We start from the raw sequence: 17,352 nt of genomic DNA, 5'->3' as shown, positions 1-17,352 counted from the left end.
TTATGAAACATCTATTAGCATATTGTTTATCAATCATATTCTGTGTCTCTTTTACGGGATGTATGGAAAATTATTTGGATTTATATCCCGAGGATAAGATTACGACAGCGAATTTCCCGGAAAATGAATCGGATATAAAGCTTCTTTTAAATGGTATTTATGCCCAGTTACGGGAAAAAGAGATTTATAATCAGGGCTTGTTTGGCTTTGGTATAACGGATGGAGCTACCCCAAATGCTTTTAATTGGGGAACGGATGAAATTTTTAATAAGTTAGGTGCTGGGCGATTAAGTTCTAGCGATGAAGGTGTTGTTACGTATCGTTGGAAAAGGTGTTATGAGATAATTTCCCGGGCAAACTATTTATTGACCTGCCTAGATGTTGTGGAATTATCGGAAGAGGCTAAAAACATGTATTCCGGAGAAGCTTATTTTTTACGCGGATTGGCATATTCTGTACTTGCGGAAACTTATGGTGGTGTACCTATTATATTGACGAATATTTCCACGGAGGAGGCTAGAAGTCTGAAGCGTGCGAGTTTGGAAGAGACTTGGCAACAAGCGTTAGATGATTATGAGATAGCGGTCACCTGTTTGGGAGTGGATGCTCCTGAGCCAGGTCGTGCGACAAAAGGTGCGGCTTTAGGAATGAAAATGAGAGCCTATTTGTATCAAGGTAAATACAAGGAGGTTTTAGCTTGTGTCGAACAAATTGATGCGCTGAAGAAATATGGTCTTTTCCATAGTTATGAAGGATTGTTTGATCCTGATAATGAAAATAATAAAGAAGTTTTGTTTGATATCCAATATATCGAAGGAGAGAATTCGCAAGGTTCTTATATAGACCAGTATTGTGGGACAGGTACCGGGAGTTGGACTAGAGGGAGTCGTTATGTTCCTACGGATGATTTGGTTGCGGCTTATGAGACTATCGATGGTTCTCCGGTAGATCCTGAGAATCCTTATGAAAATCGGGATCCTCGTTTAGGTTTCACGGTGGTGCTTCCTGGTTCTTATATTTTAGGATACCGTTTTCCTAATTATTTATATCCGGGTGGTGCGTTTAATCATGCTGGTAATCGGTTGAAACATTTAAGTACCCGTAAGTACCGTATTCAGGATGAATCGAAACTACCTCCTTCCGGGCAATCTTATATCAATGATATCATATTGAGATATGCGGATGTCTTATTGTCAAAAGCAGAGGCGATTATAGAGACAAACGGAAATGTGGCAGATGCAATCGCTATTCTCAATCGTATCCGTACGGAAAGAGATGATGTTAAGATCTCGTTATTACCGACATCCATGAGTCGTGATGAGGCACGTGAGAAAGTAAGGCATGAGAGACGAATAGAGTTAGCGCTGGAAGGCCGTTATTGGTCGGACGTGAAACGTTGGAAAATCGGAAAGACTCTTTATCCAATGATTATTAAGGATCATGAGGGAAGTGTGATTGAGACAAAGTTCCCGAATGGTTATCTGGAATATTATGATTTACTACCTATTCCTGATAGTGAACGTTCGTTGAATCCGAATTTGGATCAGAATCCAGGTTGGTAATATTCAACTAATAAGGAGGTTGAAATGAAATTTATATCTAAATTGGTATCTGTGTTAGCCTTTTCCGGAGTGACTGTGGTTACTCAGGCGGCAGAAAGACCGAATGTAATCATTGTATTTATTGATGATTTCGGATATGGAGATTTAGGTTGTTATGGGAGTACGAAACATCGTACTCCCCATATCGACCAAATGGCTAAAGAGGGAATACGACTGACTGATTTTTATGTGGGTTCGAGCGTGAGTACACCTTCCAGATCTGCTTTATTGACAGGATGTTATCCAAGACGTGTTTCCATGCATGTAAATGCGGACCCTACACCTTTGATGTCCAAGGGAAGGCAAGTGCTATTTCCGGCTTCGCATAAAGGCTTGAATCCCGGAGAGGTAACGATCGCCGAATTGATGAAGGAGCAAGGATATGCGACGGCTTGTATCGGGAAATGGCACCTAGGAGATCAATTACCGTTTCTTCCTACACGGCAGGGTTTTGACTACTATTATGGTATTCCTTATAGTAACGATATGGATCGTCCGTACTGTCCGTTACCCTTGATGGAACAGGAAGAGGTGATTGTGGCTCCCGTCGGTCATGATTCTTTGACGATTCGTTATACCAATAAGACCGTGGAGTTTATAAAGTCTCATAAAGAATCACCTTTCTTTATCTATTTGTGCCATAATATGACTCATAATCCGTTAGCGGCTTCTCCCGCCTTCAAGGGAAAGTCTCAAAACGGACTTTACGGAGATGCGACCGAGGAATTGGATTGGTCGATGGGTGTTTTGCTTGAGACTTTAAAAGAGGAAGGACTGGATCAAAATACATTGGTTATCTTTACCTCCGATAATGGCGCTGATGAACATTTCGGAGGAACGAACCGCCCGTTGAGGGGGCAAAAGGGAACTACATATGAAGGGGGATTCAGGGTACCCTGCATAATGAGGTGGCCCGCAAAAATACCGGAAGGACAAGAAAATAATAGTTTGGTAACTTCTATGGATTTCTTGCCGACATTGGCACATTATTGTGGGTACACGGTTCCTTCCGACCGGGTGATAGATGGTCATGATGTGTCTGGAATTTTAGAAGGTAGGTCTATGGTATCGCCTACGAAGACTTTTTATTATTACCAGAAACAACAATTACAAGCGGTGCGTTGGGAAAATTGGAAATATCATTTGCCTTTGAAGGAGCGTATCAAAGGTCCTCATTTCCCAGATACAGAAATCGGTGAAGCTCGTTTATATAACTTGGCAGAAGATCTGTCGGAAACAACAAATGTCATCGATAAACATCCTGAGGTGATAGCGAAAATGAATCAATTGATCGAACAGGTTCGTGATGATATGGGAGATTGGGGATATGAAGGCCGGAATCAGCGTCCTGCCGGTATCATCGATGAGCCTTTTCCTCGTTTACTTAAATAAAAAGATACGTATATGAAAACACTAAAATCATTATCTGTTTTAACAGCGGCGGTATTATCGAATAGTTTGAGTTTGAACGCTTCCTCGGATGCGGCCAATAAGCCTAATTTCGTAATCATATTCTGTGACGATATGGGATATGGGGATTTGAGTTGTTATGGGAATCCTACGATCTGCACACCGAATATCGACCGTATGGCTTGTGAAGGAATGAAGCTGACCCAATTTTATGTGGGGGCCGGAGTTTCTACGCCAAGTCGGGCTGCGTTAATGACCGGACGTCTGCCGGTTCGAAATGGATTGTATGGAGATCGTGTAGCCGTACTTTTCCCTAATTCAAAAGCTGGGTTAGGGCAAGATGAGGTTACAATCGCCAAGGTTTTGCAGCAAAACGGGTATGCGACTGGCTGTGTTGGCAAATGGCATTTAGGAGCGTTCTCTCCCTATCTACCTACGGATCATGGTTTTGATACCTATTTCGGCATACCTTATTCCAATGATATGAGTCCCGTTCAGAATAAAGGTGCGCATGCCCGGAATTTTCCACCGACTCCATTGATATTGGATGGGAAGCAAATCGAGTCTGAACCAGACCAAGGAGAATTGACCCGTCGCTATACGGAAAAAGCGGTAGCGTTCATAAAGGAACATTCAAAAGAACCTTTCTTCCTTTATTTCGCTCATACTTTCCCACATATTCCATTGTATACGAATGCCCGTTTCGAGGGAACGAGCAAACGAGGACTGTACGGAGATGTGGTTGAGGAAATCGACTGGAGCGTTGGAGAGGTGTTGAAGGCATTGCGTGAGAATGGTTTAGACGAGAATACTTTTGTTATTTTTACCAGCGATAACGGTCCTTGGTTGACGGAACATGAGAATGGCGGTTCCGCAGGTCCGTTGAAAGATGGCAAGGGTACTTGGTGGGAAGGTGGCTTCCGGGTTCCGGCTATTTGTTGGATGCCGGGAAAAATCAATCCTGCGATCAATGATGAGATCATGACCTCGATGGATTTATATCCGACCTTCCTCTCAATGGCAGGTATTGAGCAACCGAAAGATATCGTACTGGATGGCGTGAATCAGACCGGATTATTGTTTGAGGAGAAGCATTCTGCCCGTGATGAGGTTTATTATTGGTGGGGAAGTGAGTTGATGGCGATCCGTAAAGGTGAGTGGAAGTATTATTTTAAGACGATCAAAGATCAATATCTGCGTACCTGTAAAATCGAGACTCCTGCAGAACCTTTGTTGTATAATGTGGAGACTGATATCTCAGAAAGATTCAATCAGGCGGATAAGCATCCGGAGATCGTGAAATTACTGATCGAAGCCGGGGAAAAGCATAGGAAAGGAATGAAGATCAAGCCTTCGGTATGTGATATGATGTGATGGAACATTAAAAAAATAGATTGATGAATAAATATATACTAACAGCGGCTTGTGGATTAGTTTTTTCTACTGTGTCCGCACAAACAAAGGCTTTGCCGGATAGCCCGAATATCCTGCTGATTTTGGTTGATGATTTAGGATATGGTGATTTGTCTTGTCAAGGCGCTGCCAATGACATTCAAACTCCACATATTGATAAATTATTAAATGAGGGAGTTCGTTTTACGAATTTCCATGCGAACTGTCCAGTTTCCTCTCCTAGTAGAGCCTCGTTATTAACTGGGCGCTATCCGGATATGGTAGGTGTACCGGGAGTCATTCGTACGCATAAGGAGGATAGTTGGGGGTATCTGTCGGAAGATGCCGTATTATTACCCCAGATGTTGAAGAAAAGAGGTTATCATAATGCGATGGTTGGAAAATGGAATCTAGGATTGGAGTCTCCGAATACCCCTACGGAAAGGGGGTTCGATTTCTACCGGGGATTTTTGGGGGATATGATGGATGATTATTATACCCATCGTCGTTTCGGGAATAATTATATGCGTGAGAATTTGAAAGAGATCGATCCGCAAGGGCATGCTACAGAAATTTTCTCTGATTGGGCGATCGGTTACCTGTCGGATATGAAGCAAAAACAAGAGCCTTTCTTCTTATATTTAGCTTATAATGCCCCGCATACTCCGATACAACCTCCTAAGGAATGGTTGGAAATGGTGAAAAAGCGTGAACCGTCACTTCCAGAGAAGCGTGCTAAGATTGTTGCTTTGATAGAACATCTGGATTACAATGTCGGACGTGTGTATGAGGCCTTGGAAAAGAATGGCCAGTTGGAGAATACAATCATTATCTTCACGTCTGATAATGGTGGGCAGGCAGATGCCGGAGCGAATAATGGCCCGTTCAGAGGTGCGAAACAGGATATGTACGAGGGAGGAATCCGGGTAGCTGGAGGTATTTATTGGAAAAACCAGATACGTCCGGCGGTATGTGATAATTTTGTTATGCTTTCGGATATGTTTCCGACATTGTGCGATCTGACAGCCGTGCCTGTATCGCATGAGATCGACGGTATCAGCATCTTGCCTCTTTTACGGGGTGAGCAGCAAGATACGGATGATCGGATGGTTTATTGGGTCCGCAGAGAAGGCAATTTCCAATATGGTGGTAAAGCTTATTACGCATCTCGTTATAAAGATTATAAGATTTTACAGAACACCCCTTGGGAACCCATCCAGTTCTTTAATCTGAAAGAAGACCCAAAAGAGCAAAACCCGATCGTGGAACGTTCTTCCGCTACTTATAAAAACTTGTTCAATGGCTTGATGGAGCATATCCGCCAGACAGGAATGATTCCTTGGCAAGGCAAACAATATAAGTAATCTTTCATATTATTCCAAAAAACACGTGTATAATGTATTTTGCGTTATGCACGTGTTTTTCTAAAAAACTTTGGAAACCGTGTCTGAATGGGATGTTTTCTCGTATTTTTCAGAATGCGATGGAAGCGACGCATAAAAAACTTTCAATAGTGGTTTTGACAAAACTTTCTTCTCTACAGCGAAAGATTTTTATCTTTATTATGTAAATAAATTGTTGCATAATGAGATAGCGGAGATCTTAGATATAAACTATCAATTGAGTAGGAATTTATTATTTAGAATACTTAGTAAGTTAAGACGGTGCTTATCCTTGGAGACTTTAATGATTTGGAAAACTTATTATGTGGTTGTATATCAATGGTATGCTATGCCAATGATTTTTTTTCTTGTGGCATAGTTATGCCATCTAAGTGGCAAGGCTATGACATAAGGGTGGCACAGCAGTGCCATAAGGATGGCAAAGAATCTACAAAGTATAAAAAATAACGTTTTTACTGTTTTTATTCAAGCTATATAAAGATGTTCTTTCGACATTAACAGAATTACCGGGATAGCCTCTTCTTGATAGGCAAGCAGAAGATGGTTTTAGCTTTTTGCCAATTTTTGAAAAAGATTTAGAATCAGAAACTCGCAACCGTTTGTTAGTAAGATAAGAATATAGTAGATACTATGAATGGTATTATGATATTGAATGTGATGAAAAACTTTGAAATGATGTTTTTTTGAGGATATCTTAGAGGAAAAGATGGTCTTTTTTTGTTATTTCTATATAAGATATTTACCTTTGTCTCTATGTTAAGGATAATAACACATATTGAACGTTTATTGCTGACGCACGATTGTGTGATCTTGCCGAAGTTTGGTGGTTTTGTGCTGCAAACCTTACCGGCTGTGTATCAGGAAAAAGAGCATCAATTCCGTCCGATGCGTAAAGAGGTCATGTTCAATGCCACATTACAGCATACGGACGGTTTACTTTCCGAGTCGTATATGCGAGTGTACGGTGTTGATTACCGGAAAGCTCAATTGATGCTGGAAGAGGATATTGAGGTCTTGAACGCTTCTTTAGAGCAAGATAAGCAGATAATGCTTGGACGGATTGGAACTTTTTCTATAGGTGAGGAAGGGCAGACTATTTTTACACCGGGAGACTCAGGGATATTCGACGCAGATTCGTATGGTTTATCATCGTTCCATTTTCCTGTTTTGCAATCGTTGAGAGAAAGACGGAAAGAGGCGACCCTGCTTACCGGTAAAAAGAGAAAACTTTATATTCCGGATAATCGTGAGTTGATCCGGCTTATTGCGGTCTCGGCCGCTGCTATCGCATTGTTTTTTGTAGTTTCGACTCCGGTGGAAGAAGTGAATCAATCTGCTTATACAGCAAGCTTTGTTCCTACGGAGATGATAAATTATAGATTTGAGGAACCAGCTTCTCAACCGGATGAAGTTTATGTGCCACAAGATAATGAAGCAGTTTCGGAGATGGCTTTAATGGTTGAAACTCCTAGGGAGGCTAAGATCGTAGATGCATCCCCAGTTCCGAAGGCGAGAAAAGAAGTTGTCATTCCTGCTCCGAATGTAGAGCCGGTAATGGCTGAGAAAACGTATTATATCGTGATAGCTAGTTTTCCGACAGAGAAACAGGCAGATGAGTATATATCTAGTGTAGACCGCACGCAATGTAAAAATGTAAACAAGGTAGTTCGTGATGGTAAATATCGTATTTATGCGGATAAGTTTAATAATCGCTCTGATGCCGAGAACTATATTGAGGCATTACGAAAGATTGAAAAATATAAAAATGCTTGGCTGTTTATTAGCCGTTAATAAAAAAGCCTGATCTTTTGATCAGGCTTTTTTTATGACTTGTCGTCGTTTTGTGGCCGGGGCAGTTTTTTCTTTTTCAACCGTCCTGCCTTTCGTAAGGCTTGGTCCAGGATGTACTGGATTTGGCCGTTGGTGCTGCGAAATTCATCCGCAGCCCAAGCTTCGATAGCTTCCATCATTTCAGTATCCACCCTAAGGATGAAACTTTTGACAGTATTATCTTTTTTGGCCATATACTAGTATTAATATTAAATTTCTAATCACATCCGCTTATATTGTACGCTGTATGATTCTGGTGATATCTGGAGCATATGTTAAATAATCGACATAAACATCCAGAACTTCAGTATCCTTTGTCTCTAGACTGATTTTTATTCTTTCTCAAATTTTTTAAAGACCTCACAACTGCTAAATCATAAACTTTCCAGATCCTAACTTTCGTTATGACCGTGAATATGTGCATCGGTTTGGTCTTACGGATAATGATATAAGCCTAAACATGATGATGGCGCTAATATTATATTGAATCCAAAGATTATCAGTACTTTGAATGTTTTATTATTTAATTTCATAATGATTTATATATGATATTATTTTAATATCACAAAATAAGTAATTTTTATGGAGATTGCCAAATATTTTGAGGGATATTATTAGAGTGATTTGTAAATATTTTCATAGCTTTGTCTCATCTTAAATTTACATATTTGGATTTTCATCTAGACACGAATAATAAGGAGTTTCAGGATGCTTTGCAACTGATCACCCATACTCGCCAGTCTGTTTTCCTAACGGGAAAAGCCGGGACTGGTAAGTCTACTTTTTTGAAGTATATTTGTAATCATACGAAGAAAAAGTATGTGGTGTTGGCTCCGACAGGAATCGCTGCCATCAATGCGGGAGGTGTTACGTTGCATTCTTTTTTTAAACTTCCCTTCCGGCCGATGTTGCCGGATGATCCGGATTTAAGTTTGTCACATGGTCGTATCTTTGAGTTTTTCAAGTATCCGAAGGAAAAACGGAAGATTATAGCGGAGGTTGAGTTGATTATCATTGATGAGATCTCAATGGTGAGGGCAGATATTATTGATTGTGTGGATCGTATCTTGAGAGTTTACTCAGGTAATATGCGATTACCTTTTGGCGGGAAACAGCTATTGTTCGTGGGAGACGTATTCCAATTGGAACCTGTTGTTCCATCGGATCAAAAAGAGATCTTGAGTTTATTTTACGCAAGTCCTTTCTTTTTCTCGGCTCACGTGTTTAAAGATATCAATTTAGTGCCGATTGAGTTACAAAAAGTGTATCGTCAGACAGATCCTTTATTTATTAACGTATTAGACCGGATTCGTAGTAACGCTGCGAGAAAACAGGAGCTGGATACCTTGAATAGCCGTTACTTTCCTTCTTTCGAGCCTCAAAATGAGGATATGTATATCACGTTGGCTACCCGAAGAGATCAGGTAGACTTTATAAATGAGAAGAAATTGGCCGAACTTCCCGGAGAAGAGTATGTCTCTGTAGGAAAGATTGAGGGGGATTTTCCGGAATCTTCATTACCTACCCAATTGAATTTATCTATTAAGGAACAAGCGCAGGTTATTTTTATTGATAACGATTATGAGCGCCGTTGGGTAAACGGAACGATCGGTATGGTATCGGGGATTGATGAGAATGGAAATGTTTATGTCTTGCTAGAAAGTGGTGTGGAACATTTGGTCGAACCAACCTCGTGGCGGAATTATAAATACAAATATAACGAGAAGGAGAAACGGATTGAGGAAGAGATTGTTGGTACGTTCGAACAATTGCCTATTCGTTTGGCTTGGGCAATCACGGTACATAAAAGTCAAGGCCTGACTTTTAGTCGGGTCGTAGTTGATTTGACCGGAGGTGTTTTTGCCGGAGGACAAACTTATGTGGCGTTGAGCCGATGTACTTCTTTGGAAGGACTGGTACTGAAAAGCAAGATTTCTTCTCGGGATATCTTTATCCGGAAAGAGATCGTAGAGTTCAGCCAAATATTCAATAATCAAGCGTTAATAGAGAAAAGCCTTAAGGAAAGTGAAGCGGAAATGAAATATAGCCAGGCTGCACAAAATTTCCGGCAAGGTAATATGAAAGAAGCGGTAGAAGCCTTTGCCGCCGCTGTCTCTAAACGAAATGAATTGGACAATCCGATGGTGCAACGTTTGCTTCGTCTGAAATTACAAACGTTAAATAGCCAAAAGGCACAAATTAAAGCGTTACGGGAGGAATTGCATTCTCTTCATGAGACTCAGAAAGAGTATGCGCATGAATATTACTTAATGGGTAATGAGTGTATTACGAAAGCCCATGATGCGAATGCCGCTATTCGTTGTTTTAATAAAGCCTTGAGTCTGAATCCTGATTATATGGAAGTTTGGGTACGAAAAGGGGTTACTTTATTGGATATAGGTGAGGACTATGATGCTCTGATTTGTTTGAATAAGGCCGTGAAATTAAGCCCAAAATCATTCAAGGCCCGCTATAATCGTGGAAAATGCTTGTTAAAACTCAAATATTACGATGAAGCTATTCTGGATTTTCAGCAAGCGGTAAGTATCAAGCCCAAGCATGCGGCTTCTCACAAATATCTGGCAGAAGGTTTTCGGGCGATAGGAGAGGATGAGCTAGCTCAACAGCATCAAGATATAGCGGATGCTTTATGGAATGGAGAAGATATATAATGGTAATCCGCTTATTGCTATAAGTATCCATCTGAGTTTCTACTCTAATTTTATTTCGAAATAACCTGCCTTATGTAAGGGGCTCCTTATCGCAAAAAAACTATACGAACAGAGAACTATGGTGAGAACGAATCGTTGGTGTTCCTCCAGAAAATAGCTCGGACAACATGAAGCTATGAATATGGCAATAAACAATTATATTATAACAGTTATTTTCATTGAGGGGAATAGTCTGCGGTATTTGAAGTTGAGGTCTCAAAAATCTCCCGTTTTCGAAACATTCCATTCAGTTCATCATGTCCGATCCATGGTCAAATCCATAGGATTAAATTAAAAGATAACATTTCTTTGAAATAAATCAATAAAAGTTTGCGCATTTAAAAATAAAGGCTTACGTTTGTGGAGTCAAGACTATGAAAAAAGAAAAACCAAAACCGTTGACAGAAAACAAAATGAACTTTATTAACCAAAGCGAAGGCTATGTTAAGATAGGATCTTTTGTACGGGACTCTTTAGAGGGTCCCGTTTTTTGTTGTTTGTCGCTCTGCTTGAAAGAAGAAAATTGAAGCGACTGTGGTAAGTATCAGCTTTATTACATTTTTTGTGGGAGGATGATCTGCGAGGCGCTGTGTGATGTAAGGATTTCATCAGCGGATATAGGAATAGGATTAATTGAAACATGCCTTACTATATATTCTTTTTTCTCGAATGTGAGAATGATCAATGACAGGTCTCATGTATAAAAATTTTCTATTAGACGATTGACAAGGTTCATGTTTCCAACTGATAAATGGTACAAGATTTGGGAAATGATGAGATTCAGTGGTATAGTGGGCGAGGCCTTGAATATGTTTTTTCTGATATGTAAATGGAGTAAACAATTTTAAGCAAGAGTTGAGCGTACATTTGGCTGGTATTTTTTGAAAAGGATTGGGATAAAAAATGGACAAGAATCATATTTGGGCATTATCATTGTCTTGAACAGAAGTCGGCTTATGACAGGCTTGGGGATTGATTGGCATCTATAATACTTCCTTTCATCTTTGAGGTATACAAACTGTGTTTTTAGTTTTTAACATATCCACAAGTTTTCTGGATTAACCCACTTTTCTGGATGTATCATGACTTTTGAGGCGATCCACTTTTAGTACTTAAAAAATATCAATAAGACTAAAAAGAAAAAGGTAAGATCTTTTTTTAAGATTCTTACCTTTTTAAGAAGTCGGGATGAGAAGACTCGAACTTCCGACCTCCACGTCCCGAACGTGGCGCGCTAGCCAACTGTGCTACATCCCGTTTTTATATTATTACGTCACTGTTTTGATTACGGGTGCAAAGGTATACATTGTTTTTGAATCTGCAAGAGAAAAGTGCTTTTTTTTCTAGAAAAATGAATATTTTACTTTCCTTTGAATTTTTCTCTCAAAAGATTTGCTCAATTAAAAATAATATCTACCTTTGCACCCGTAATCAAAACAGTGACCAAATATAATATGATGGTGCCATAGCTCAGTTGGTAGAGCAAAGGACTGAAAATCCTTGTGTCCCCGGTTCGATTCCTGGTGGCACCACCAAGCAAAAAGTTCTTTTCTTGAAATCCCCTGAAATTCAGCAATTTCAGGGGATTTTTTATTCCCCCAAAACGTAAAAACTTGCAGATTTAGGAATTTAAAAATTTCCCATTCGGTGGTTTTTCAAAACCCCTCAAAAAAGCCACCATTTGCTTGATACTTCACTTATTTTCAATCATTTGCAGATTCATCTTTCAGGTACAAAAGACTACTTTTGCCTACCTGCTTGAATGTAGAAGAAAAGAATGGAAAGGATGAAAGAACAACCGGATTATGGGAATGGCCCGATATTCTGTAGAGGACACTTTCCTCCCTTTTCAAAAATCCGGTGTTTTTCCCGGATTTTGGGTGGTTTTCTGGATTGAAGGCACAAAAAAACACCGACAGATTCCCTTCCTTACCTTTCAAGTTGACAGAATTAAAAATGTGTTCAACAACTAAAAGGAAACGAGTATGAAACAATGAACATTCTGTTCTTCATTCTGAAGACGAAGCTATTAAAGAACGGCGAAGCTCCCATCCTCATGCGGATAACCATTGACGGACAATACGAGGAGGCAAGAATCCGGAGAAGCATTTCTCCCAAACTGTGGGATTCTTCAAAAGGATGAGGAAAAGACCGGGTGACCAAGGAACTGAACAATTACATTGCGGAACTGAGCGCATTGGCTTTGCGGAAGCACAAGAAACTCATGCTTGAACAGGCATTGATCACCCCCAGACTGCTTTTGAAACGGGTATTCGGGAAAGACACGGAAATGCGTACCCTGCTCGGAACCATGCGGGAAGAAATAGAAAAGATGAAACAAGCTGTAGACATAGACTATGCTCCCGTTATGATCAACAGATATATCAATGTGATGAAGAAGCAGGAGAAAACCATCCCAGCCTTTTATGAAAAAGAGGACATCACGTTTTACGAATTGAACTCCGACTTCATCGCGGCATTTGACCTGCACCTGAAAACGGAAGCCAACCTTTGCGGAAACACAGTTGTCCGTTACATGAAATGTTTCAAACGGATCACGAACATGGCCCTGGCAAAGGAGTGGATGCGCAAAGCCCTGTTTTACGTCTATAAGATGGGAGAGGACGAGACAGATCCCGTATTCCTCACTTACCAGGAACTTAAAACCATCATGGAGAAACATTTCACCGTTCCACGGCTTGCGCTGGTACGGGATATTTTTGTCTTTGCGTCGTTCACGGGACTCGTTTTTACCGCTGTTTCTACACAGATGAGAGACAACCTCGTACAGGACAACAGCGGGGCCTGGTGGATGAGGAAAGGACGTGTAAAAATGGAGCACAGATGTCGGGTACCTTCCATCAGCAATGTTCCCTTGTTGCCTGTTCCGCTTTCCATTTTAAAGAAAAACGAAGACCATCCCGTGTGCATGAAAAAGGGGCTGTGCCTTCCCGTTATCTGCAACCGGCAGATGAACAGTTATTTGGAAGAAATTACCAACTTGTGCGGCATTAAAAAGAATCTGACTGTGCACATCGCCCGGTACAGCTTCACATCAGCCATCGCACTGGCTAACAACGTATCACTGCCGAACGTGGTTAAAATGCTGGGGCATTCTTCTACGAGAATGATATAGCATTATGTAAAGGTATTAGCCCCAACCATTTTAAGAGATATGCAAGAAGTTGAAAAACGATTAATATAATCTTTTATAGCTTAGATAGTGTGTTGAAACAGTCTAACATACTATTTAAGTTATAATTTAAAACCTGATACCCGAAATGCATGCTCTAAGAAATTTAATGTGATACCAATACTATTACCAGAAGGTATTTCAAACTTTAATAAAGTATGTTCCACCATAACATTAGAACGAACAGTTGTACGTTGTGTCAAAAGATGCAGTGGTTACAGCACAATGATATAAAATATCGCTATATCCTTATGAAAGGAAAGTCAGACGGCAGCTGCCTTGATTTGCAGGAAACGAAGTTCAGCCGAGAACGGGATAACGCTTTTATCCGAAACCAGACCGATTCGGTGAAAGGCTTTGAATACCGTACAGGAAACAAGCAGAAGCGTTGAACGTGCAAGGCTACTTAACGAACAAGCCGAGCAGCTAAAGGAGGAAGCCGACAAGTTAGGCAAACCATAAACCAAAAGTAAAGCCGGAGTAGAACCGCTCCGGCTTTCAAATTCACTTCTTATTCTTCGTGCGGTGTTCTTTCTCGAACTGGCGCAGCGTGGTGACGCTAAATCTTTCCTTGATAAACTCCCGGACATCGGAAGCCTTGTAATACGCTTTTCCGCTGATTGTGAAGTATGGCAGCGCACCGATAGCCCGGTAACGTTGTAGGGTCTTGATACTAACTTTGAACAACAGACACAAGCCCTGATTATCCAGCAGGTTGTCATCTTCGGGCAGTACCCTGTCGGCATTGTGCAGTGCCCGTACATCCTTGCAAGGTTCTTCCTGTTTGGCATACAGCTTCTGCATCCATACGTTGAAATCGTCATTGTCTATATACATGATTGCTTCATTTTCTGATTATACATCCTTGCCTGTCAATCGATTGATGAAGCAAAGTTCTGAAAAATAGAAATTTTAATATAGGGTAATAAATTATCTACTCCCCTATATTTTAGGATTAAGTTGCTATAAATCAACTACCATTATATAATCTTCTTTCTGTTCCTTATAAACTTTGAAACCTAACTTTCTATACCAGTCTGCTGCATAATTATCTTTTGAAACACTCAACGATATATGCTTATATCCTAATAACTTCATATCATCAAGCATTTTCTTAATTAATAGACTTCCAAAACCTTGATTTCGAAAATCTTTTAGTAAAGACATACAAATTTCAGGTATAGTATCATTTATATATCCATATCCGTTTTTCAAAATCCGAACCCATATAGCCCCAACAATTTCATTCTCAATTTCTAAGACCAAACAATAATCATTTGTCTTACCCCAATCTTCAATATATAGATACAATTCTGAAGTATCAATAACATTAACAGGTAATTTATCTCTGCTACTTGGCTGATAGATTGCTTCATAAAGAAATGTTCTTAAAATCCGAATTTCTGAAACTCTTAACTTCCTAATTCTGTATTCCATATTACTAACTATAAATATCCTCTATTTTTACTTTCTATTTTAATCGTAACAATCAACTCTTTTATAAATTCCGTCAATTTTGTAGTTTTACGCTTAAAAACATCATCTCTTTTTTTATAAATGTCTGCAAACTTAAAATTCATACCTTTTTCAAAAACACGTGTTAAATCAGAAAAAGTCACAGGCTTTCCTAGTCTATTCCTTAATGAATGTGAATAAAAAAGCCCACATATCAATTCCATTATATCAATCATATCAACATCATTAGCTAAATAGACATCGGGCACAAAGCTATTTTCTTCATTCTGTATAAAGATATTGGGATTTTCTAATTGAAATTGCACAATCCTAAATGTTGAATCTAATATACTTGATAACTTTAATAATAATAATCGTATGTCAAATAAAGAATTATCATATTCAGATTCTAATCGCACATTCAGTTCTTTGATTTCGGCTATGGTATAATTAATAGTAAAGTACAATAGTATTATATCTTGTTTATTTTGACAAAATAAGAATAGCTGTCGTACAAAATCATCATAAGTTACAGATAGTTCAGACGAATTTATTTTTCTATCACTAATAGAATCTGTAAGTAGCTTGAATAACTTTGTTCTCAAGAATCTTTTCACAGGCATTCTTTGTTACAATGTTTATTAATGAATATACTTACTAACGAGTAGAAATAGAACTATTCATTACAAACACAAATATTACCCCATGAATACAAGGAAATTATCAATGAGTTGTTATGTTGGAAATAAGTACACTAATACACAATAAGATATCCTTATTGAAAAATGTTTGTATGAATAGAATTAGCGTACTTTCATCGGAATAATTTTAAATTTCGTTACAAAAGTAATCTCTTATTAGGTAAAAGGCAAGAATTTGCCAATTTTCTTTTGAAAATGAACGTAATAGGGTATTGAGACATTCAACAAATTGACTAACTTTGCATTATTTATAATAGGATTTCGTGCTAAATACAGAAACCATACAATCACTCATTGAGGGTGGAGAAGGTTACAATGTGGAATTTAAGGTTCGTGTTCCTTCAAAGGTTCGTGAACTGACAGAAGAAATATGTGCTTTCGCCAATGCAGACAGAGGATATTTGCTTATAGGAGTAGATGATAACGGAAAATGGTAGATACTAATTTAGAAAACGATAAGTGCTCTGCCATTCAAGGTTCTATCAGCGAAATATCTCCTGCACTCCACTGTGAATTGTATCCCGCAAATATTGGCAATAAAACTGTTTGGGTGATTGATGTTCCGTTCGGCAAGGATAAACCTTATATATTTTTCGGTTCTATCTATGTGCGTGAGGGGGCAAACTCACAGAAACTTCGCACAGCCGAAGAAATGCGCAGCTTCTTTCAAGAGTGTAACAAAATCTTTTTTGACCATATACCCTGCCATTGGTTCAATATCTACACGGATACAGATGAACAGATGATTAAGGATTTCCGGACAGAAGCCAAACTAGGTCTGTCTATATCCGACAAACAAATATTTGAGAATTTGGAACTGTTTACCGAAAATGCTACGGCAAAAAACGGTGCAGCGATGTTCTACGGCAAACAACCCGAACGAAAGTTTCCACACGCTGTTGCAAGATGTGTTCTTTTCAAGGGAACAAATAAAGTCTATATTATAGATGATAAAACTTTCGGAGGTTCATTGTATCAACAGTATTTACAGGCTATGTCTTGGCTGGAAAGCAAACTGCAAGTAGCCTATAAAATAGAGGGAGCAGGACCAAGAGAAGAAATTGGGGAAATACCTCTGACCGTATTTAAAGAAGCCTTTATAAACGCCCTGTCGTACCGTGATTACTACGAACAAGGCGCAAGCATTATGATAGAAATGTTTGACGATCAGGTAGATATTTCCAATCTCGGAGGACTTTTGCCTGTTGTGGCTAAAGATTTCGGGTATAAAAGCATGACGCATAATCCGTTAATCTTCGGTTTATTTACTCGTATGCACTTAGTTGAAAGAGTTGCATCAGGTATTCCTCGTATGCAGGAAGCCATGAAAGATGCGAATCTGCCCGAACCGGAATTTCATACGGAGGGGATGTTTACAGCTGTATTTAAAAGAGGTATCAGTATCAAAAATGATACTATAAATGATACTGTAAATTCAAAAGAACAAGAAGACCTAAATATTGTCAAACAATATCCAGGACTCAACTCGTCTAAAATAGCAGACTTAATAGGGAAAAGTGTTCCTACTACTAAACGCTATTTAAATTCTTTGGTTAGATTGGAATTTATAGAATTCAAGGGGGCTCAACGAAATGGTGGATATTATTGGAATAACAAAAATAATAAAACATCAAATAAAAATCAATCTTTATAAAT

The 17,352-nt window shown here is 39.2% G+C and carries 10 protein-coding genes, 2 tRNA genes and 3 pseudogenes; 10 read left to right on the top strand and 5 right to left on the bottom strand.

The genetic code is table 11. The features are described 5' to 3' along the window. Positions 1-2: 2 nt before the first annotated feature. From Q0110_RS03975 to Q0110_RS03955, 5 genes are all read left to right on the top strand, one after another. Positions 3-1,562: a RagB/SusD family nutrient uptake outer membrane protein gene (locus tag Q0110_RS03975; RefSeq protein WP_297902885.1), complete on the top strand. Its 1,560-nt coding sequence runs from the start codon at positions 3-5 to the stop codon at positions 1,560-1,562. 24 nt (positions 1,563-1,586) lie between these two features. Then, positions 1,587-2,993 (top strand): sulfatase, encoded by a 1,407-nt coding sequence (locus tag Q0110_RS03970; RefSeq protein ID WP_297902882.1) that lies wholly within the window; start codon positions 1,587-1,589, stop codon positions 2,991-2,993. A gap of 12 nt (positions 2,994-3,005) precedes the next feature. Next, a complete protein-coding gene (locus tag Q0110_RS03965) occupies positions 3,006-4,385 on the top strand; it encodes a sulfatase (RefSeq protein ID WP_297902879.1) in 1,380 nt (459 codons plus the stop codon). A gap of 23 nt (positions 4,386-4,408) precedes the next feature. Continuing rightward, on the top strand, positions 4,409-5,767 hold the full coding sequence (locus Q0110_RS03960; protein WP_297902876.1) for a sulfatase-like hydrolase/transferase: 1,359 nt from the start codon (positions 4,409-4,411) through the stop codon (positions 5,765-5,767). Positions 5,768-6,559: 792 nt separating this feature from the next. Next, positions 6,560-7,597, top strand: coding sequence for an SPOR domain-containing protein (locus Q0110_RS03955; protein ID WP_297902872.1), 1,038 nt, complete (start codon positions 6,560-6,562; stop codon positions 7,595-7,597). A gap of 32 nt (positions 7,598-7,629) precedes the next feature. Here Q0110_RS03955 and Q0110_RS03950 read toward each other — a convergent pair whose 3' ends face one another. Then, positions 7,630-7,830 (bottom strand): Arc family DNA-binding protein, encoded by a 201-nt coding sequence (locus Q0110_RS03950; RefSeq protein WP_297902870.1) that lies wholly within the window; start codon positions 7,828-7,830, stop codon positions 7,630-7,632. Between the two features lie 474 nt (positions 7,831-8,304). Between Q0110_RS03950 and Q0110_RS03945 the strand changes: the two genes are divergently transcribed. Further along, a complete protein-coding gene (locus tag Q0110_RS03945) occupies positions 8,305-10,308 on the top strand; it encodes a tetratricopeptide repeat protein (RefSeq protein WP_297902860.1) in 2,004 nt (667 codons plus the stop codon). 1,222 nt (positions 10,309-11,530) lie between these two features. Here Q0110_RS03945 and Q0110_RS03940 read toward each other — a convergent pair. Beyond that, positions 11,531-11,604, bottom strand: a tRNA-Pro gene (locus Q0110_RS03940). 202 nt (positions 11,605-11,806) lie between these two features. Here Q0110_RS03940 and Q0110_RS03935 point away from each other — a divergent pair. The 3 genes and pseudogenes from Q0110_RS03935 to Q0110_RS03925 form a co-directional block, all read left to right on the top strand. Beyond that, positions 11,807-11,882: transfer RNA gene (locus Q0110_RS03935), tRNA-Phe, on the top strand. Positions 11,883-12,340: 458 nt separating this feature from the next. Beyond that, positions 12,341-13,552, top strand: a pseudogene (locus tag Q0110_RS03930) (site-specific integrase). Positions 13,553-13,740: 188 nt separating this feature from the next. Continuing rightward, positions 13,741-14,002, top strand: a pseudogene (locus Q0110_RS03925) (hypothetical protein); the annotation flags it as partial. Between the two features lie 42 nt (positions 14,003-14,044). On the opposite strand, the gene Q0110_RS03920 reads toward Q0110_RS03925, so the two are convergent. From Q0110_RS03920 to Q0110_RS03910, 3 genes are all read right to left on the bottom strand, one after another. Then, complete coding sequence (locus Q0110_RS03920) at positions 14,045-14,377, bottom strand: helix-turn-helix domain-containing protein (protein WP_297902857.1); 333 nt, start codon at positions 14,375-14,377, stop codon at positions 14,045-14,047. 126 nt (positions 14,378-14,503) lie between these two features. Beyond that, a complete protein-coding gene (locus Q0110_RS03915; protein WP_297902847.1) occupies positions 14,504-14,977 on the bottom strand; it encodes a GNAT family N-acetyltransferase in 474 nt (157 codons plus the stop codon). An 8-nt stretch (positions 14,978-14,985) separates the two neighbouring features. Then, the gene (locus Q0110_RS03910; protein WP_297902844.1) at positions 14,986-15,618 is read right to left on the bottom strand and encodes a hypothetical protein; all 633 of its coding nucleotides are present in this window, start codon (positions 15,616-15,618) and stop codon (positions 14,986-14,988) included. Positions 15,619-15,959: 341 nt separating this feature from the next. Here Q0110_RS03910 and Q0110_RS03905 point away from each other — a divergent pair. Continuing rightward, a pseudogene (locus Q0110_RS03905) lies at positions 15,960-17,350 on the top strand (ATP-binding protein). Positions 17,351-17,352 lie beyond the last annotated feature (2 nt).

This window comes from uncultured Parabacteroides sp. (genome assembly GCF_947855115.1).
In the GTDB taxonomy this organism is placed as follows: Bacteria; Bacteroidota; Bacteroidia; order Bacteroidales; family Tannerellaceae; genus Parabacteroides.
The sequence above is the reverse complement of the archived record's forward strand: the minus strand, read 5'-3'. Positions and strand labels throughout refer to the sequence as shown.